Annotated in this window: 17 protein-coding genes; 5 read left to right on the top strand and 12 right to left on the bottom strand. The window is 40.8% G+C overall.

The genetic code is table 11. The annotated features are described in order from the left end of the window. Positions 1-53: 53 nt before the first annotated feature. The 3 genes from QUB80_RS26970 to QUB80_RS26980 form a co-directional block, all read right to left on the bottom strand. Complete coding sequence (locus tag QUB80_RS26970; RefSeq protein WP_289792553.1) at positions 54-596, bottom strand: diheme cytochrome c; 543 nt, start codon at positions 594-596, stop codon at positions 54-56. 117 nt (positions 597-713) lie between these two features. Then, on the bottom strand, positions 714-1,454 hold the full coding sequence (locus QUB80_RS26975) for an SAM-dependent methyltransferase (protein ID WP_289792554.1): 741 nt from the start codon (positions 1,452-1,454) through the stop codon (positions 714-716). Positions 1,455-1,494: 40 nt separating this feature from the next. Next, positions 1,495-2,085 carry a TetR/AcrR family transcriptional regulator gene (locus QUB80_RS26980; RefSeq protein ID WP_289792555.1) on the bottom strand — a complete coding sequence of 197 codons (591 nt, stop codon included), beginning with the start codon at positions 2,083-2,085 and terminating at the stop codon, positions 1,495-1,497. 104 nt (positions 2,086-2,189) lie between these two features. Here QUB80_RS26980 and QUB80_RS26985 point away from each other — a divergent pair, with 104 nt between their 5' ends. Beyond that, entirely contained in the window at positions 2,190-2,870 is a 681-nt protein-coding gene (locus QUB80_RS26985; RefSeq protein WP_289792556.1) for an NADPH-dependent F420 reductase, read from the top strand. Here QUB80_RS26985 and QUB80_RS26990 read toward each other — a convergent pair. The 4 genes from QUB80_RS26990 to surE all read right to left on the bottom strand — a co-directional run bounded on the left by QUB80_RS26990 (position 2,867) and on the right by surE (position 7,184). Beyond that, positions 2,867-3,775 (bottom strand): AAA family ATPase, encoded by a 909-nt coding sequence (locus QUB80_RS26990; protein WP_289792557.1) that lies wholly within the window; start codon positions 3,773-3,775, stop codon positions 2,867-2,869. The genes QUB80_RS26985 and QUB80_RS26990 overlap by 4 nt on opposite strands. Before the next feature lie 155 nt (positions 3,776-3,930). Further along, positions 3,931-4,959, bottom strand: a complete 1,029-nt coding sequence (locus tag QUB80_RS26995; RefSeq protein WP_289792558.1) for a bifunctional riboflavin kinase/FAD synthetase — start codon at positions 4,957-4,959, stop codon at positions 3,931-3,933. Between the two features lie 246 nt (positions 4,960-5,205). Beyond that, positions 5,206-6,102 carry an MBL fold metallo-hydrolase gene (locus QUB80_RS27000; RefSeq protein ID WP_289792559.1) on the bottom strand — a complete coding sequence of 299 codons (897 nt, stop codon included), beginning with the start codon at positions 6,100-6,102 and terminating at the stop codon, positions 5,206-5,208. 284 nt (positions 6,103-6,386) lie between these two features. Beyond that, positions 6,387-7,184 (bottom strand): 5'/3'-nucleotidase SurE, encoded by a 798-nt coding sequence (gene surE / locus QUB80_RS27005; RefSeq protein WP_289792560.1) that lies wholly within the window; start codon positions 7,182-7,184, stop codon positions 6,387-6,389. 299 nt (positions 7,185-7,483) lie between these two features. Between surE and pheS the strand changes: the two genes are divergently transcribed. Next, entirely contained in the window at positions 7,484-8,476 is a 993-nt protein-coding gene (gene pheS / locus QUB80_RS27010; RefSeq protein ID WP_289792561.1) for a phenylalanine--tRNA ligase subunit alpha, read from the top strand. A gap of 156 nt (positions 8,477-8,632) precedes the next feature. Here pheS and QUB80_RS27015 read toward each other — a convergent pair whose 3' ends face one another. Next, the gene (locus tag QUB80_RS27015) at positions 8,633-10,075 is read right to left on the bottom strand and encodes a RecQ family ATP-dependent DNA helicase (RefSeq protein WP_289792562.1); all 1,443 of its coding nucleotides are present in this window, start codon (positions 10,073-10,075) and stop codon (positions 8,633-8,635) included. 311 nt (positions 10,076-10,386) lie between these two features. Between QUB80_RS27015 and QUB80_RS27020 the strand changes: the two genes are divergently transcribed. The 3 genes from QUB80_RS27020 (at position 10,387) to QUB80_RS27030 (ending at position 12,865) form a co-directional block, all read left to right on the top strand. Beyond that, the gene (locus tag QUB80_RS27020; RefSeq protein WP_289792563.1) at positions 10,387-10,788 is read left to right on the top strand and encodes a hypothetical protein; all 402 of its coding nucleotides are present in this window, start codon (positions 10,387-10,389) and stop codon (positions 10,786-10,788) included. Between the two features lie 109 nt (positions 10,789-10,897). Beyond that, positions 10,898-11,335, top strand: a complete 438-nt coding sequence (locus tag QUB80_RS27025; protein WP_289792564.1) for a GNAT family N-acetyltransferase — start codon at positions 10,898-10,900, stop codon at positions 11,333-11,335. A 459-nt stretch (positions 11,336-11,794) separates the two neighbouring features. Continuing rightward, entirely contained in the window at positions 11,795-12,865 is a 1,071-nt protein-coding gene (locus QUB80_RS27030) for a M50 family metallopeptidase (RefSeq protein ID WP_289792565.1), read from the top strand. Here QUB80_RS27030 and dapF read toward each other — a convergent pair. From dapF to hetF, 4 genes are all read right to left on the bottom strand, one after another. Further along, positions 12,830-13,702 carry a diaminopimelate epimerase gene (dapF, locus tag QUB80_RS27035; protein ID WP_289792566.1) on the bottom strand — a complete coding sequence of 291 codons (873 nt, stop codon included), beginning with the start codon at positions 13,700-13,702 and terminating at the stop codon, positions 12,830-12,832. The two genes, QUB80_RS27030 and dapF, sit on opposite strands and share 36 nt — an antisense overlap. 178 nt (positions 13,703-13,880) lie before the next feature. Continuing rightward, positions 13,881-14,246: a DUF2237 family protein gene (locus QUB80_RS27040; protein WP_289792567.1), complete on the bottom strand. Its 366-nt coding sequence runs from the start codon at positions 14,244-14,246 to the stop codon at positions 13,881-13,883. A gap of 93 nt (positions 14,247-14,339) precedes the next feature. Beyond that, positions 14,340-15,203: a tetratricopeptide repeat protein gene (locus QUB80_RS27045; protein ID WP_289792568.1), complete on the bottom strand. Its 864-nt coding sequence runs from the start codon at positions 15,201-15,203 to the stop codon at positions 14,340-14,342. Between the two features lie 319 nt (positions 15,204-15,522). Then, the gene (hetF, locus tag QUB80_RS27050; protein ID WP_289792569.1) at positions 15,523-18,078 is read right to left on the bottom strand and encodes a cell division protein HetF; all 2,556 of its coding nucleotides are present in this window, start codon (positions 18,076-18,078) and stop codon (positions 15,523-15,525) included. Positions 18,079-18,439 lie beyond the last annotated feature (361 nt).

An 18,439-nucleotide genomic window follows, 5' to 3' on the forward strand; every position in this document is an offset into this window, starting at 1 on the left:
CATAACCCATGCCCAATGCCCTATTCCCAATGCCCATTGCCCAATGCTTATCACTATGATTTTTCCCATTCAGAACTGAGGCGACGGAAGTTGAAGTCGGCAGCACCAGGATGACAACTCACACAGCTATTTATGTCTACAGGACGTGGCAATTTGACTTGGGGATGTAAAGCTTTGAAATAACGAGAGTTATTGACGCGGTAGGGTACTTGTTCATCTTTTTGCAGCAGGCGCGAAAAAGTTGACAGATATCTCCAAACCAAAATGCGCGGCGGATCGATTAATGGTTTGAGTTGTGCGCCATAATGTTCTGAGTCTTGCAAAAGATTTTTCCAAGTTTCAGTAGGCAGTACTGCGGGTGGTAAGGCGATGTGGCAAGTGGAACAGTTTTCTAAGTAAAGTTCTTGCCCCAATTGATATTGACTAGGTACTACATCAACAGTACCAATTTCGGAGACGGGAGTAGCACTTTGGACATTTGTCGCAAAGGATATTAACCAACCCATCGCCAAACTCCAAGTAAAGACTACCAAAAGTAAACCGATAGACTTGCCCTTGATTTTGCGGCGGTTGCGATGCTTAACAAGATTTGACATTCCTCACACCCATTTGATTCTGGATTGTAGAATTTGGATTTTGAATTGAAGATAGAAAATTGGTAATTTTTTCCCATCACCCATGACCTATTACTTAATCCCTAGTTCCCAATTCCTTCATTTTGTTGCTACTACAATCATTCTGCGGCTATCCAGTGCAAATGGCTCACCATCGTGTCCGTAACCCTCAACATGACGGAAACCAACTTGGCATAACCAGTCGCTGAGTTCTGTAAAGGTAAAATGGCGAACAAAAAAATTGAAGCGACGTATCTGCCCATCACGAATGATAATTCGTTCGTTGTATGTGCGACCAGTAGAGATATCGTAGCGGTTAGTATCAATCATGAAATTGCCTTCGCGTTCAGTAACAAAGCTAGGATGAAAGTCTTTGATGATGCGGTACAAGTTTTGAGTGTCAATCAACAACTTGCCACCAACTTTCAAGGCGCGATCGGCTTGAGCTAGCACCAAGCGATTTTCATTGTCATCAAAGTACCCGAAAGCGGTAAACCAGTTAATAATGCAGTCAAAGCGATCGCTCCACGGCAGAGAACGCATATCACCTTGGATGTACTCAACTTCCACACCGCTATTAGCTGCATCTTGACGGGCTTTGTCCAAAAATAAAGCTGTAGCATCAAGCCCAGTCACATTACAGCCACGTTTAGCCAGTTGATTAGAAATTCGCCCGTGTCCACAAGCTAAATCTAATACAGCCATTTCCGGCTGCACGTTCAGCAGACGACAGATTAAATCAACATTGCGCTCCGTCCGTTCTGATGTTAATAGCGGTTCATAGAAATAGAGATAATCTTCATCGAACAGCGCTTCAAAATCGAATCTATTTGCACTCATAACAGAGGATTGAGAGGGTGCGTTATCAGATTTATGCAGATCAGTACGCATTAATTAGCGTAGCTGCTGCTTTTTCTAAAGATACCTCCACAAATTGACCAAATAACCGCCGTTGGGCAAACGCGCCGTCAATTAGCAACAGTAGATTTGCAGCAAGTTCGCGCGGATTGCTGGCACCCGCGTTTTCGGCTAATTGCATCAGGCGATCGCGTACCGCTTCTTTGTGAGCGATCGCAATCTGATGTCCTGGATAGTCTAATTCTGCATATTCTGCTGTGGCAATTAGGAAGGGACAGCCTAAACAATCTGGCTTTGTCAATAGTTCATCCAACCATTTAAAAACTGCAAATAATTGTTCGGTAGGCTGATTAAGATGCTTGGCAATTTCTACTTCCATCAGTTCCCAAAAGCACTGGTTGCGTCGTTCCAGATACGCCACCACCAAATCATCTTTTGATGGGAAATAGCGATATAAAGTTGTTTTCGCCACCCCTGACTTGGCAATGATCGTATCTACCCCTGTGGCTCGAATCCCTTGGCGATAGAATAGTTCATCGGCAATGTTGAGGATATGTTCTCTGAGCGCAGGCTTTGCTTCGTCCTGCTTTGCTACAAGGCGAGTTTTTGGCACCTAATTCTCCCAATATCTCTATTGACATGATACAGACCTGTCTGTAATATAACAATCATAACAACGATACAGACCTGTCTGTTTTGTATAGGAAATATCGAGCCATGAAAATTGGAATTGTTGGTAGTGGAAACATGGGACGTTCTTTAGGTATTCTTTGGGCAGAGCAGGGACATCAAGTATTTTTTGGCTCCCGTGATGCCGAAAAAGGAAAAGCAGTCGCAAAGTTGGCAGAACGTGGAACCCAAGGCGGTACAAACGATGAGGCGATAGCGTTTGCTGATGTCATTTTATGGACAGCACGCGGGATTATGCCAAGGAAATTGCTATCTAATCCTGAAGTTCTCAACGGTAAAATAGTTATTGATTGTAATAATCAGGAAATTCCTGAAGGATTTGCTTATCCGCCAATAGTAGAATCGTTAGCAGAAAAGCTTGCCAAAGATGTGCCGAATGCTCGTGTAGTCAAAGCTTTTAACACAATGGCGCAGGAAGTGTTTGAATTAGCACCTGAGCCGTTAAGAGATTATGGAGTTTCTGTATTTGTTGCAGGAGATGATGGGCAAGCGAGAAAAACAGTAATGCAGCTTGCAAAAGAGATAGGATTTGTACCAATAGACTCCGGAATTTTACGTAATGCTCGATTGGTAGAAGGCTTAGGAGATTTTATTCGCCTAATCATAATTGGTCAGCAACAAGGTGCTTATGCAACTATCTCTGTTAACATTCTGCCTGCATCGCAAAACCAACGCTTAGGCGGACGGCAAGCTTCAAGTCTGAACTAAGGAATTGGTACAGCCCGTAACAATCTTTCCATCACTGTTTTTGCCCTACGTCCGCCAGCAGGAATGAGGCGATGGCAAAGAACGTAAGGAGCAAGAAATTTTACATCGTCGGGAATAGCGTAATCACGCCCCAAAATAAAAGCTAGCGCCTGAGTCGCCCTATGTAAGGCTACAGAGCCGCGTGGACTAACTCCAAGAGTAATTTCCTCATCGCACCGTGTTGCCCGCACCAAGTCGAGCATATATTGTTGCAGGGAAATATCCACTTTGACGCGAGAGCAGATTTGCTGTAGTTGTTGAACTTCAGCTAAGGTAATGCAAGGCTGTAAATCTCCTCGTTTAACACTACCATCAAGATTTTGCAGCATTTGCAATTCTTCCTCTTCAGAAGGATAGCCCAGGCTTAAAGACAGCATAAACCGATCCATTTGTGCTTCTGGTAGGGGAAATGTACCTTGGTATTCGATCGGATTCTGGGTGGCAATGACAAAAAAGGGTGTAGGAACTGCACGAGAGACGCCATCGACTGTTACCTGATGCTCTTCCATCACTTCCAGCAAAGCCGACTGAGTACGGGGTGTAGCGCGGTTGATTTCGTCAGCTAATAGCACATTAGCAAATACAGGGCCAGGGAGAAAGTGAAACTCGCCGCTTTTGGGATTCCAAATGTTAGTGCCAGTAATATCAGTTGGTAATAGATCGGGGGTACATTGTAATCTTTGAAACTGCCCATCTATGGATCGAGCCAGGGTTTTTGCAAGGAGAGTTTTGCCTACTCCAGGCACATCTTCCAATAAAGAATGACCGCCGGCTAGCAAGGCGACTAATACTAAACGTATCGCCTCAGATTTACCAACGATGGTATGAGCCAAATTTTTAGTCAGAGCGTCAATTTTGTCTCTCATACAGCAATTATGGATAGGGTACTAGGGATTGGGGATTGGGTATTGGTGATTTGGTACTGAAATATTGGGTATTAAGATTTCTTTATTCCTAGTCCCTAATCCCTAATCCCTAGTCCCTAATCCCTAGTGTTCCCTTAGCAAGACGAAATTAACACTTAGCAACCAAAAAAAGCTTTAGCGGCATTGCAGTCTAATTGAATTTGTGTTTTTAAGGCTTCTAGATTAGGAAATTTTTGTTCCGGGCGTAAGAATTTTTCTAGCTGCACAGTTAGCTTTTTACCATATAAGTCACCAAACCAATTGAAAAGATGTACTTCCACTGAGATTTGAGTACCATTTACCGTGGGGCGATTACCTATATTCATTACACCTAAATAGCCATTTCCATCGAGTTCTAGAGTCTCATCAGTGATAAAGACACGCACAGCGTAAACACCTTGGAGGGGTAAAAACTTATCTTTGGGCAATTGTAGGTTGGCGGTGGGAAAGCCAATTGTTCTGCCAAGTTGTTGGCCTTTAACTACTGTACCGATGAGAGAGTACGGACGCCCCAATAGTTTGTTTGCGTATTGAAGATCGCCGCTACTGAGGGTCTGACGAATCAGTGAACTGCTAATGGGAGCCTCAGGAAAAACTTCCTCAGAACAACTTTCTAAGGGGACTATGGTAACTGGAACGCCGTGCTTGGCAGCGATTACTTGCAAATCTTGAGCAGTACCAGTGCGTTTAGAACCAAAACGAAAATCTTGCCCAACACTAATTTGTACTGCTTGCAATTGCTCAATGAGAATTTTTTCTACAAATTCTTCGGGAGTCAAAGCGCATAACTCTTTGTCGAAAGGCAATAGTACCAGTTGTTCCACCCCAAGCGATCGCAATTGTTGGACTTTTTCATCTAGCGGCGTCAGCAAAGTACGGGGTTGACCGGTAAAAAACTCTTGTGGATGAGGATTAAAGGTGACAACTGTCGAGTAGATGCGATCTTTGGATGTCACGGAGGGTGAAAATGTTTTTATGTCCCCACCTTCCCGTGTTCCTATGTCTTCCAAAATTGGTTGAATAACCTGTCGATGACCGCGATGTACACCGTCAAATTTCCCAAGTGCCACAGCAGTTGGCACTAGAGCTAATTCGGTTGAAGAAGTAACCCACACAGAACACCCATTTTGAGACAGATTTAGCACGTCGATTCTGGGATTTGAGGTTTGTTCGGCTTTTGGCCAACCCTACGGGAAGTTGCCCTGGCGGGTCTTGTGTCTAGCCTCAAAAGACCACTTTTAAGGTTGATTGTACTATCAGCTTTTGCCTAATAACTAACTTTGCAAAGCCAATAGCCAACTTTCACCAGACGTTTAGAAGTCATCCAAGCGTAGGGTAAGCCTCTGATCACCAATCTAATCTAAAATTTGTAATTGCTCCGAAAGTAAAATCTATGCAAAAAACTTACTAACAGGAAAAGATTCTGATAAGCTAACTGAAATCGGAACCTGAAGCTCCATTCCTTCGCGTGCCATGATTGCACGAGGAAAGATTTGACGTGCTTCTTCTCCCACACGATCCAAAAAATCATCATCATGAGCTGGATCGTGGTGAAAAATTACCAAATTTTTAACATTAGCCGCTTTGGCAACCTTTACAGCTTCTTGCCATGTAGAATGTCCCCAACCGATTTTTGGTCTAGTTGGTGAATGATATTCCTCGTCCGTGTAGGTGGAGTCGTAAATTAGAATGTCGGCATCACGAGCTAGTCGCAGAACATTTTCATCTAACCTGTCGGGGAAATGTTCGGTATCGGTAACGTAAACAGCAGTGCCGCCACGCCAGGTAACTCGATATCCCACGGCTTCACCCGGATGGTTTAAAGGTGCTGTCTCAACGGTGATGTCATCGATTTGGATGGATTGGCCTGGTATGACGTTACAAAAATCCAAATTTGCCTGCATGATTTGTAAAGGTACTGGAAAATTTGGATGCAGCATCTGGTCATTAAGACGCTGTTCGACTGTGGAACCATCAGGAGCGATCGCGCCATAGATATGAAAAGTATTTCCTTTCACAAACCCCGGTGTAAAAAAAGGAAAACCCTGCATATGATCCCAATGGGAGTGGGTGAAAAATATATGAGCTTCTATCGGCATTTTGGACAATAAAGATTGCCCCAAAACATGCAGCCCAGTACCACCATCAAAAATTAAATGTTTGCCGTCCACTTGCATCTCGACGCAAGAGGTATTACCTCCGTAACGGACGGTGCTAGGCCCAGGGCAGGGGATACTGCCGCGAACGCCCCAAAAATGCACTTTAAATTGATTTTCTATCCTGGACATGGGTGTTGGCTTGCAAAGATTGAGCGGGCGAGCAATATAAAGATGTTACTTAACTGGTAACGTTTATGCTGTCTCACCATTGTTGGCAGATTGTTACTCTACTGGTAACTCATTATACTTTTCTCTAGCCGAATTTACTCAATTTAAGTAAGACATCCAAAGAACTTGATTGAAAGTTTTTGGCTTTCTTATAGGGTCAATGGTCAGTGATTTTCTACGTTATAACTTATATTTATTTGTAATGCATTTAACTCAGTTATTACGGTAATTATTCTTGCCATACCTTACGGAAAGGTAAAATTCCATTGAGATAAATCATGCAACCCTGTTACGTAGGTGAGATTATATTGCAATGGAGTTATACTAATGTAGTTTTTGCGGATGATGTGTACATCCATGGGTAAATTTTGAGGTAAATTTAGACCTGTTGGTGGTTCCACATCTTCTAAAACTTCTCCTGTTAACCAGTAATAAGTTTTACCACGTGGGTCAATTCGCTTGTCGAAAACATCTACGTAGCGTCGTACTCCTTGGCGGGTGATGGCAACTCCCGCAATTTCTTCCCACTTGACAGCAGGAATATTAACATTAAGCAACATCAAATCAGGAAGAGGCTTTTTCGCTATCTGTTCCACTAGAATATTGGCAAATTTAGCTGCGGGTTGAAAATCTTTGGACGAGAAACTAGCCAAACTCAGTGCCACACTGGGAATGCCTTCAATTAAGCCTTCCATTGCTGCGGAAACAGTACCAGAATAGAGAATTTCTGTTCCCAGGTTCGCACCTTGATTAATTCCAGAAAGAACTAAATCGGGAGGAGAGTCAAGCAAAGCCCACAATGCCAATTTTACACAGTCAGAGGGAGTACCATCACAAGCCCAAGCTTTAACGGTGGGATGAAAAATCGACTCGACTATTTCGGCACGAATTGGTTGGTGTAGGGTTAATCCATGACCTGTGGCAGAACGTTCTCTGTCTGGACAAACTACGCTAACTTCATGTCCTGCTTGGGCTAAAGAGTTAGCGAGTGTCCGAATACCTAAAGCATAAATACCATCATCGTTACTAATCAGCAATTTCATGTTTCATTCGTAAATATAAATACTCACTAATCATTAAGTCATTAGTCAACGCTCATGAATCAATTGTCAATGTTATGTGTCACAAGTACGGAATAAAAATATGCTTATCTACATCAATCACCTCTAAACTGATATTAGTGCGTTGGGTTTCAACCATTGCCTTTGATGCACAATTGGCTTATTAATTAATTTGATTAGTCTTTTGTCATTTGTCCTTTGTCATTAGTCCACAGTTAATGACCAATGGCTAATGACCGATGACCGATGACCGATGACTATTGACTATTAACTATTGAGTAATGACAAGTAACTTAGAAGCTCAACTTTTGGCATTGCGAGAGGAAGGAGAAAAGGCGATCGCAGCTGCCGACACCCTAGAAAGCTTAGAAGAACTGAGAGTCAAGTATCTTGGCAAAAAAGGTAGCCTCTCAGTGCTTTTGGGCGGCATGGGCAAACTTCCAGCAGAAGAACGACCAAAAATAGGGGCTGTTGCCAATACAGTTAAAGAAGCCTTGCAAACAAGCCTTGATCGGCAACATACAGCCTTGGAAGCAGCAAAAATTCAGGCACAGCTAGAAGCTGAAACTCTGGATGTGACAATGCCAGGAATTTACTATCCCCAAGGTCGAGTTCATCCGATTAATGGCATGATCGACAAGGCGCTAGATATCTTTGTGGGTATGGGCTACACAGTGGCTTCTGGCCCAGAAATGGAAACAGATTACTATAATTTTGAGGCTCTAAATACTCCACCCGATCACCCTGCTCGCGATATGCAGGATACTTTCTACCTACCAGATGGCAATTTGCTGCGGACTCATACCTCGTCGGTACAAATTCGCTACATGGAAAACGAAGAACCACCGATCCGCATTGTTGCCCCTGGCAGAGTCTATCGGAGAGATAACGTAGATGCTACTCACGCGGCAGTTTTTCATCAAATCGAACTTTTGGCAATTGACGAGGGACTGACTTTTACCGACCTCAAAGGTACTATTAAGGTATTTTTGCAGGCAATGTTTGGTGAGTTACCGATTCGCTTCCGTGCTAGTTATTTCCCGTTTACCGAACCATCTGCTGAGGTTGATTTGCAATGGAATGGTCGCTGGTTGGAAGTTATGGGTTGTGGTATGGTCGATCCAAATGTCTTAAAAGCTGTAGGTTACGATCCAGAAATTTATACAGGCTTTGCCGCCGGTTTTGGTGTGGAGCGCTTTGCAATGGTGCTACATCAGCTTGATGATATTCGGCGCGTGTATGCCAGCGATTTACGCTTTTTAAGGCAGTTTTAGAAATCGACCACAGATGGACACAGATAAGCACAGATAAATCATCGGTGTGCATCTATGTTTATCGGTGGTCGTTATTACCATAAAATTGAATTTAGACGTGAATATAGTCATTAGTCTTTAGCTAATGACTAAAGACCAAGGACTAATAACAAAGGATTATTGACAATTATCACAATGTCCGCAGCGCCAATTAGCTGCTTCTTTTTCAAAACCAAAAGCAGATAATAAAAATTGCCAACGGCACTGTTTGCTAGTGAGGTATTTATTCATCTGTGTAGCTGTTTGGAGTTGTGTAAGTGAGCTACTTTTCGGACTACTAACAATTGTGTAGTGGAAAGGGTCAATCCACTTTAGCTGACTGCAACTGTGTAAGAGAGAAAGAGTAATAGCACCATCGGGAAATTGTCGGGCTACTGCATCTACTTCTCCTGTTTTTGGTAGTTTGTTGATAAATCGTCGTGCTTGTAGGTGTTGCGGTCGCACTTTTTCCTCAAAAAATTTCTGTCTTTGCTTATCTTGTGGATCTAACCACCCTGTCGGTTCACTGATTAACGTTAATGCTTGGGCTGGTTTACCATCCCTTCCGGCACGTCCTATTTCCTGCACGTATTCTGATAACAACAACGGTGCGTGAAAGTGAATTACCCAACGGCAATCTGGTTTATTTATTCCCATGCCAAAGGCAGAGGTACAAACTACAAAAGGTATTTTTCCTCCTAACCAGTCACCTTCTACAGCGCGGCGTTCCTCAGCGCTCAGTCCCGCATGATAACTAGCTGTAGTATAACCCATTTCTTGCAGCCATATAGCTAAATTCTCACTATCTCGTCTGCTGCGAACGTAAACTAATCCCGTGGTTTGCTGTCTTTGTTGGATAAATTTTAATAATTTTTGCTTTCTGCCTCGTGGTGTCCAAACTATCTGGACTGTGGGGCTAAGATTGGAGCGATAAGGATTCAAACGGAAAATTGTTGGTTGGTGTAATTGTAAAGTTTCTTGAATGATTTTTTGGGCTAGGGGATCGGCGGTGGCAGTAAAGGCAGCTAGTACTATTTTTGTTCCTGGTGGTTTTAATTTTAGCAATGCTGGTCGCACTGCCCCAATTCTTCGATAAGCAGGTCGAAATGTCTCTCCCCACTGCACTAGGCAATGGGCTTCATCCAAAATTAAACCATTGATTACAAGTTGCGGCTGACATAATCTTTCCCACACGGGCTTGCTGAGTAAAGTTTCGGGCGATAAGTAGAGTAATCTTAGCTTTTGTTGTTCTAATGCCTTAAGAATTTGTCGCCGTTGGAAAGAAGACAATTCGCTGTGTAATAACTCTGCACTTAAATTGCGATCGCGTAGTTCTTGCACTTGGTTTTCCATCAATGCCACCAAGGGTGAAACTACCAAAGTTAGCCCTGTTTGTAATAAAGCTGGAAGTTGAAAGCAAATTGATTTGCCCCCACCCGTTGGCATAATAATTAGTGCGTCTTTTTTCGCCAACAAACTGCGGATAATTTCTCCCTGTGGTGGACGAAAATCTTCGTAACCCCAGATTTTTTGAAATGCAGCCCGAACTTCATTCCAGGATGTAGGTGCAGAGTTATTCATAAGTAGTAGTAGATGGGCTTGATTTTGAATATATCCTCTGCTGTTGAGTTACTGGTTCAGTAGTTTTATCAGTTATTTATATGTTTATAGGATTTTGATAAATGTATAAAAAGCGAGTATACTCTAGTGCGATCGCTTTTATTCAAATTTTTATTGAAGTTAATTGCTTGGCTTTTTAAATGAGTACAACTCATCCTGACTATCTATTCCAATCACTTCCATCTCATTACTTTTATCAGTTTATGTGTCACAGATTTAAAGTTCGTTTTGGTAAGCCAGAGAAAGGTAGTATAACTGTGGACATAAAAAGTATGGAACAGCAGCTATTATTCATAGCTTCTTCAATACCTTACAATTCATTTTTTGAACTTGTGGATGCACTTATAGTATTAATAAATGGTTATAGTCAAACAATTGTAAGATGGAATACTGAACCAATAGAATATGAATTTAATTTATCTAGAAATAATGATGAGATAACTTTAGAAGTTGTGAGATTTCCTGATAGTCGGAGAATTCAATCTCAAGGTGAAGTTGTATTTAGAATAAATGACTCATACGAATTAATAGTGTTACCTTTCTGGCGTGCATTACGTCAGATGGAATTTTGTGACAATTTTGAAGAGCAATGGGGGCGAACATGGCCAAAGCGAGAAATGACGCTTCTAAACAAGCTGATTAAAGGGTTCAGGCGTTGTACTAATGAAGCGTAATATATTTAAAGTGTCTGTAAATTATTATTTCCTCAAGATTTAAACTGTTCATTTTACTATAAATTAGAATTATTTCTCATAAATCGTGATATAAAAATGCTACAACAATATGAAAGAAGAGTTACAGCATAAGTTTTATATCAGCACTGATAAAACAAAATTAGATATAAGAATGATTCATGGTTTCTTAAAAGATTCCTATTGGGCTGAAAATATACCATTAGCGATTGTAGAAAAGGCAGTTCAAAATTCTTTATGTTTTGGACTGTATGAAAGCAACAAACAAGTTGGTTTTGCCAGAGTCATTACTGACTATGCAACTTCTGCGTTATTAAAAGATGTTTTCATATTAGAGCCTTATCGCGGACAGGGTTTAGGAAAATGGTTTGTTGAGTTTATTTTGGAATATCCAGAACTGCAAGACGTGCAAAGGTGGCTGTTAGGAACAAAGGATGCTCATGGGCTTTACCGTCGCTATGGTTTTAAAAATTTAACAGAACCAGAAAGAATTATGATGCGTTTAAATGTTCCTGCGTATCAGCACTAAGATAGGCGATCGCTAAAAGCATACAGCAGGTATTAGGTTCCTCTGTGGATTAATAAATCAGATTTCCACTTATTTAAAGAGATAATAGTGGGGAACAGGTTGAAACTACACTTTTTCCATCGCCAGCTACTCCTAAGCGCTATAAGATTATTGGCGATCGCCTACATTTCAACTTGTCTGTTCTTGTTTTGTCGCCAGCATTACCTGATATTTCAAGGTGCGCGATTCCTACGGCATAACGCACCCTACAATTAATTTATATTTATTCATATACGTCGAATTTCTCTTGCCCACTTACTTATTAATTTTGACACTATTATTGTAGTAAAATTAAAAACTTTATTTAAAAGTCGTATTTATACTGATAACAAATATTGATTGGTTGGGAACACTAAATAAAAGAAGAGTATATTTATTACCTTCCTAAGTAGTGTCTTGATAGTAAGATTGCAATTAAATATGCAATTAGAATTTGTTTTAATTCTTTTTATATGGCTTTACTTTTCAATTTTTTGCCATGAAATGGGACATTTTCTCACAGCTAAGATAGTAGGTTTTAATCCATATCTTGTTAAAATAGGAATGGGCAAAAAAATCTTGCAATTCAAGCTATTTAGCTCTGTAATTGAGTTTGGAAGTATTCCTGGTGGCGGTATAACTTATATATCTAATTTAGAACTAAAATGGCTCAAGTCGAAACTTATACTTATGTATTTAGGTGGGCCAATTGTTAATTTTATTCTTTTTTTTGCACTCACAAAACTTTCTAACTACTATGATGGTGAAATTTTAGTTGATGTAAGTTTTGTAGAAATCATAAATTTTTTAGCTTATATAGAAATTTTACTATTTATTTTTAATATTTTACCGTTAGAAGCTAAACAGTATGGCATGAATGTTGGAAGTGATGGTAAACAAGTAATAGATGCTTTAACTAAAAGCAATCAGCAGTTTATTCAAAAACTATTAGGATTATCAAGATACACATCAAAACAAGATAATTCTTCAAATCAATTTTTCAACAATGATTTAAAAAGTTTACAGTTACTATTTAAAGCACAAGCTCAAATTAATAGACAAAATTTTGATGATGCAGTTGAATTACTGGAGTTACTTTTAAATAATTCTCATTTTATAACAAGAGATAAAATTTATATTATCGACATTTTAGCTTCTATTGTGATAAATCATGGAGAAAATAAATATCTACAAAAAGCTGATAAATGGTCAGGAGAAGCACTTTTATTAGCTAATGATATCAAGACTGTGCAGGGAACGAGAGGTTCTATTCTGATAGAATTAGGTAGATATAATGAAGGTAAAGAAATGCTTTTACCTTTAACGGAAGCAGGCAATGATACTATCGATATAGTAGTTAGTTGTTGCTATATTGCTAAAGCAGATTACTTTTTGGGTAATGAAGAGCAGGCAAAAAATTGGCTAAAAAAGGCTAAAAAAGTTGGCGCTGGTAGCCCAACTCTGCACCAAATTATATCAAGAATACAAAGAGAAATTAATTGTTTTGTTTAGTTCATCAAACAATTCTGCTGAGATTTCTCCTTCTGCTACTTTTGTCACAGCACCCGTCATTGAAATCATAAAATCGTCGTTTACTTCTATCGAAATCACACCACCAGGCATTTGCACGGTAATTGAGGGATCACACAAACCAAGTTTATGTGCCACTGCTGCTGCTGCACTGCTGCTACTACCTGATGCTAAGGTGTAACCAGCGCCCCGCTCCCATATTTCAATTTGGATACTGTTTCGATTCAGTACTTTCATGAACTGAACATTGGTACGATTGGGAAAGAAAGGATGAACTTCTAAAAGCTGCCCATACTGTTTTGCGATCGCTGGCGTAATTTCGGAGAGAGGAATCACGCAATGTGGATTCCCAATTGTGGCAGCACAAAAGGAAAACGTGCGATCACAACAATTGATCTGCTCTTGAATTACTTCTCTGCGATCGCCTATAACTGGGATTTCATCGCTCCAAAAACTAACTTTTCCCATTTCTACTTGAACAGTTCTCCCAGCGTCTTTTACCACCGATTGAACCAATCCGCCTAAGGTTTGAATTGAGAATAGTTGTTCGCCAACAAGTTTCTTATCCCATAGATAGCGAGAAAATATCCGCAAGCCATTACCACTCTTTTCCGCTTCACTGCCATCAGGATTATAAATACGTAATACAAACTGTGCGGTGTCAGATGGAAGTGGCCCCCACAATATACCATCAGATCCAATCCCAAAATTGCGATGGCAAATAACTCTAATTATCTCTGGGTTTAAGGGAAAGGAAAAATCTTTAGGATCTAACACCACATAGTCATTGCCAAGAGCGTGATATTTGTAAAACTTCATCTGTTGTGCTTTCCAAAAAGAAAATTTCTATACACGGTAGCCAAATTTAGTGATTATTATCTAAAAAAGCAGCCACTCTTTACTATTAAATAAACAAAAACATAGATTCCCGACTTATCTCAAAAGCCGGGAATCTTATAGGGCAAATTTTATCCTTTAATCTGGTTATTCTACTGACTTACACTTCATCGAGAGCGTGTTGCTTCAATTCATCTAAAGAAACATATTCCAAAGCTGATGCGTGAGTGGCTGACAAAATTACAGGTGGTGCAACTCCAGCATCCAATGCTTCTTTCCAACGAGAAGCGCACAAACACCAGCGATCGCCTGGTTTTAAACCTGGAAAGTCAAATATGGGAACGGGTGTACTCAAATCGTTTCCCCTTGACTTGGTAAATGCCAGGAACTCTTCTGTGAGTTGTGCGCAGACAACATGAGCACCAATATCACCCGCACCTGTGTTACATATTCCATCTCGGTAAAAACCTGTCATTGGCGAGGTGCAACAAATATCTAATGGTTTTCCAAGGACATTATTTGTCATAGCAATAACTTGTTAATCCAATGCTTTCAATTGGTACATTACCGAGATCCACTACTTTTCGACAAGATTGACATGAGCAAAGTTGAGAAAACATCAATATAAACAATTAGTTTCGCGTAGCAAGTCTCCCAACAATCCTTGATCTCGAATTACTTGTAAATCAGGATCTGTTTTCAGCAGTACCTGAAAATTTGGATTAATTAGCAGCGCAGACTCAAGGCATTGTGTTGCTAATGAGATATTTCCTAGTTGGGCTGCACAGCAGGCACTGTTATACCAAGCGTATTCATCATCTGGTTTGATTTCAATGGCTTCTTGATAGGTTGTAAGTGCAGCTCGATAACGCCCTACATATCTTAATACATCTGCTAGTTTGTAATTAGCCCAGAAATCATCTGGTTCTATCACTAAAGCTTCATCGTAACTTTTGATTGCATCATTGTAACGACCTAAATGTCTCAAAGCATCTCCACGCCGAAACCAAGCCCAATAATCATCACGACGAATTGATAAAGCTAGATCGTAATCAGCGATCGCCTCTTCGTAACGTCCTAATTGTCGTTTGGCGTCTCCTCGACGAAAATATGACCAGTAGTCTTTAGGGCGTATTGCCAAAGCCTGATTAAAACTTGCGATCGCTTCTTCAAACAGATCTAAATCTTCTAACAAAATACAGCCTCGGTTGTACAAAGCCCAATAATCATTAGGACGTACTATCAATGCTCGCTCAAAACTAGCTACCGCCTGTTCATATTCACCTAATTCCCGTAAAACGCTGCCTCGATCGTACCAAATCCAGTACCCGTCAAGACAATCTGCTAAAGCTTTGTCGTAACATACAATTGCTTCTGCATAAAGCTCTTGATTATCGAACTGCTTGCCCTGTTCGTACCAGTACTGCCTGTCTATTGTACCCAGCGTTAGAATATCTGCCCTTGCCCCTGCTGCTTGACTCATCTTTGTTGCCCCAAAAAGTTATTGCAGCTACAGAAAAAATCACCCTCATATATTACCGCGTCTAAGCTTGTTTGGTAACATATTTGATGCAATAATTGACGCAACAATATTCAAATCATAAGTAAAATTCTAGTAGCAAATTTAGGAAACTCCTTTATCCTATGTTTGCTTTGATGGTGCTGTAGTTCGGTAGCAGAGATTCTATTAGCAGCAATAGCTTATAGCAAATCGACATAGACATTTGGTTTCAAAATTCTGGGATAGTATCTCAATCAATAATTTTAATCCAAAATCCAAAATCCAAAATCCAAAATTGGTATTATGATTCCCCTTCTTGAGATGGGGAAGAGGGTAGCTGAAGGAGCGAGTTCCAATCTTTAACTGCTTTCTGTGGCCATAGCCAATTGTTGGCTAATTTATTAATTTGAAAATGGCTGGGATCGTCTTTGACTACCATTTGGCGTAGCTTGATGGCTTCATTAAAATATCGCTCTCTTTTAGAAACTGGCTGGTTAAGGGCAGATTTATACAATCCAATAGCTAAACCAGCATAGGCAGTCAAAGCATCATGATTAATTTCTTTCGGTGTGGGTGCTATGGCACTGGCAGATGTATTTTGTTGTTTGATAGCTGCATTCAATGCCTTGAACCAAGCATCATTAGCACGGTTGATATTACCTTCTGCATAGTAAGCAAAACCTAAGGCATTAGCATATAATAGCGAATCAGGTTCGGCTTTGACAGCACTTTCCCAATAACGGCGGGCATCATCAATACTATAGTTTTTATCTCCTGTTTGAACTGATTGCCACGCTAACCGTCCCTTCAAAAAGTTAACAGATGGATCTTCAATATTATTATTAGGAACAAGAGCTAGAGCCGCTTTAGCATTAGAAAGAGCATTACGATTTAGTAATTCTTCCACAGCTAATAGTCCCTTTTGCAATTCTCCTTTGCTGACTTTTTCGATCGCATAGGCTGTAACAATTCCGGTTTCCTCTGTTTTTAAATTACGTTCAGAGACATTAGGGTTAGTTTGAGACTGGACAGTCGGAGTTAATGGTAGATCAGGTAATTGTGACTTTTGGTGACTATTCCACACACTTAAACCAATAACTGCTGCGATCGCACTTACTCCTACAATCCCAACTCTAGACCAAAATCGACGTTGAGCGCGTTGTCTGAAATTAGGTTTTTGGGGTGGAATGAAATTAACCGATGAGGGAAAAGCATTGCGCAAATCTCTTGTCAAGTTAGCATCATTTACTAGTGCCTGACGTTCTGCTCCAACTTGACTGTCTTGAGCCGTCTCCTCTGGCAGTTCTGCCCGCAAATTGCTGCTGAGATTATGATCTGGCGATGTTGCCTGTCCTGAAACCTCTTGGTTGTCAATATTATCTTCCCCAACCTGCTGCACTACTTCCGGTGCGATCGCTGTTTCCTCATTCGCCACCGTTGATTGTTCTAGTTGGCGCAGCAAATCAGAAACTATAGCAGAATCTTCTGCATAGCCTGGATCGTCATACTCAATTTCATCGACTAAATCACCCCAAGTATCTTCACCTAACCAATCACAAGAGTCATCTACCAAACCCGAAGGCATAATTTCATCAATTGGTAAGGGCATATCGGCATCATCTGCCCTTGTCAAGAATATGGTTGAGGTGGAGCTTAAAGCCGAATCGTAATCGTTATAAAACTGCCCCATTTGGGGTAAATAAATTTCTGGGTTGAGATAACCGTCAAACTCACGTTGGAGATATAAAATTGGTAATGCCCAGTATATCTGGTGCGAACCATAGGCAGAAATTAAGCCTTGGCGTACTCGACTGACACACAAATCTACTGGATATCCTTGAGCAAGATTCCGATAAAACAATTGTGTAAGTGTCAGCGCTACTTCGTCGGGAATGCGCTCTGACATTGCCAAAACCCCTCTGATCCCCCGCCTCACCAAACTTTCCGTCAAGTTGCGTTCGCCTGTCTCTCCCTGTAGGTTGACAGTGGCTGGGTATGCTCCCAAACAGGAATTAAATACAGCTATTTGAATATTATTATTGACAAGCAAACCGGCTAAATCATCACCACTGAGGACTTCTGTTAAGCCAGTTCTCCGACTGACAAGATAAATTTCACCACCATTAGCACCAACATTACTATGACCGGAGTAGTGCAGAACATGGAACCTTCCTTGTTCTAGGGCTTGTGTTAATTCCTCTCGCCCCGGTTGTTCTAGTAAGGTGAGTTCAATTCTCGGCAGAAAATGGCCAGTTTCGCTGATGCGTGGTGATTGACGGTGAAGTTCCTCTTGCAGTTTGATCGCTTCTTGTTTCAGCAAATCCAAACGAACTTGATCCGTGGGAGAAGAAATGATCATTAATACTCTGATTCCACCTTCTTCCAGAGGTATGGGCATATTTGTGGATGGTAGCCTAGATACCCCATTCATCCCACTTTGATAACGTGAAAAAGCGATGTAAGGGCCTGTTGCTATTGGGCGATCGCCTGCATGCATCACTTCCCAAGGCAGACGTGCTAACCTGGTATCTTTTAGCCCCAAACGTAAGCGCAGTACTTGTTGGTGATTTTGAGCAATACCCTGGGCAGTAATCCAACTATCTCTGAGAGTGCCTTGAAACAGCGTATTATAAAGTTGCTGACCTAATGCTACCAAGTTGACAGAGTTGAGTGCGATCGCATCCCCCTGTAACATCGACTTCAAAGGGTCATTCATCAAATGTCCAGCAGCCGTTAACCAATCAGCTACAGGCCAAGTCACTAATTCTTCTGCCAAAGGCACCCCAGGCGCGACTTGTTCCGTCCGCACTAAGTAGTCACTTTGCCCTACTGGAGTTACGGAAAGGTGAAATTCCATACAATTAATGTAAAATCAATACTTTTAGTCATCAAATTATTTAAAATGCTCAAATTATGCTCAAAATTGCTACTCTAAGTAAATCCTAAATAAATTTAAGTTTTTTTTATACATATATCATGCTCATTAGATGCTCAAGTTTATATATCTTCTCTAGTTTAGATAACTCATTGTATAGGTTGCATAACTCAAAAATGGTACGTCACAATCACTTGCAGCATACCTCATATGTCTTATTCAGTTTTATCCGATAACTTAATCTATTTGTTTTAGTAATACTATTTCACGAAAAGGCTGATATGGATGTACCCCACCGCCTACGGCACCTCCCCTTAGTAAGGGGAGGTTGGGAGGGGTTGAA

The sequence above is a fragment of the Chlorogloeopsis sp. ULAP01 genome (genome assembly GCF_030381805.1).
Taxonomy (GTDB): Bacteria; Cyanobacteriota; Cyanobacteriia; order Cyanobacteriales; family Nostocaceae; genus Chlorogloeopsis.

Bases quoted from the DNA above. Each gene is read 5' to 3' on its own strand.
- QUB80_RS26970 (WP_289792553.1), bottom strand. From the start codon at position 596: ATGTCAAATCTTGTTAAGCATCGCAACCGCCGCAAAATCAAGGGCAAG.
- QUB80_RS26975 (WP_289792554.1), bottom strand. From the start codon at position 1,454: ATGAGTGCAAATAGATTCGATTTTGAAGCGCTGTTCGATGAAGATTAT.
- QUB80_RS26985 (WP_289792556.1), top strand. From the start codon at position 2,190: ATGAAAATTGGAATTGTTGGTAGTGGAAACATGGGACGTTCTTTAGGT.
- QUB80_RS26990 (WP_289792557.1), bottom strand. From the start codon at position 3,775: ATGAGAGACAAAATTGACGCTCTGACTAAAAATTTGGCTCATACCATC.
- QUB80_RS27000 (WP_289792559.1), bottom strand. From the start codon at position 6,102: ATGTCCAGGATAGAAAATCAATTTAAAGTGCATTTTTGGGGCGTTCGC.
- surE (WP_289792560.1), bottom strand. From the start codon at position 7,184: ATGAAATTGCTGATTAGTAACGATGATGGTATTTATGCTTTAGGTATT.
- pheS (WP_289792561.1), top strand. From the start codon at position 7,484: ATGACAAGTAACTTAGAAGCTCAACTTTTGGCATTGCGAGAGGAAGGA.
- QUB80_RS27015 (WP_289792562.1), bottom strand. From the start codon at position 10,075: ATGAATAACTCTGCACCTACATCCTGGAATGAAGTTCGGGCTGCATTT.
- QUB80_RS27020 (WP_289792563.1), top strand. From the start codon at position 10,387: ATGGAACAGCAGCTATTATTCATAGCTTCTTCAATACCTTACAATTCA.
- QUB80_RS27025 (WP_289792564.1), top strand. From the start codon at position 10,898: ATGAAAGAAGAGTTACAGCATAAGTTTTATATCAGCACTGATAAAACA.
- QUB80_RS27030 (WP_289792565.1), top strand. From the start codon at position 11,795: ATGCAATTAGAATTTGTTTTAATTCTTTTTATATGGCTTTACTTTTCA.
- dapF (WP_289792566.1), bottom strand. From the start codon at position 13,702: ATGAAGTTTTACAAATATCACGCTCTTGGCAATGACTATGTGGTGTTA.
- QUB80_RS27040 (WP_289792567.1), bottom strand. From the start codon at position 14,246: ATGACAAATAATGTCCTTGGAAAACCATTAGATATTTGTTGCACCTCG.
- QUB80_RS27045 (WP_289792568.1), bottom strand. From the start codon at position 15,203: ATGAGTCAAGCAGCAGGGGCAAGGGCAGATATTCTAACGCTGGGTACA.
- hetF (WP_289792569.1), bottom strand. From the start codon at position 18,078: ATGGAATTTCACCTTTCCGTAACTCCAGTAGGGCAAAGTGACTACTTA.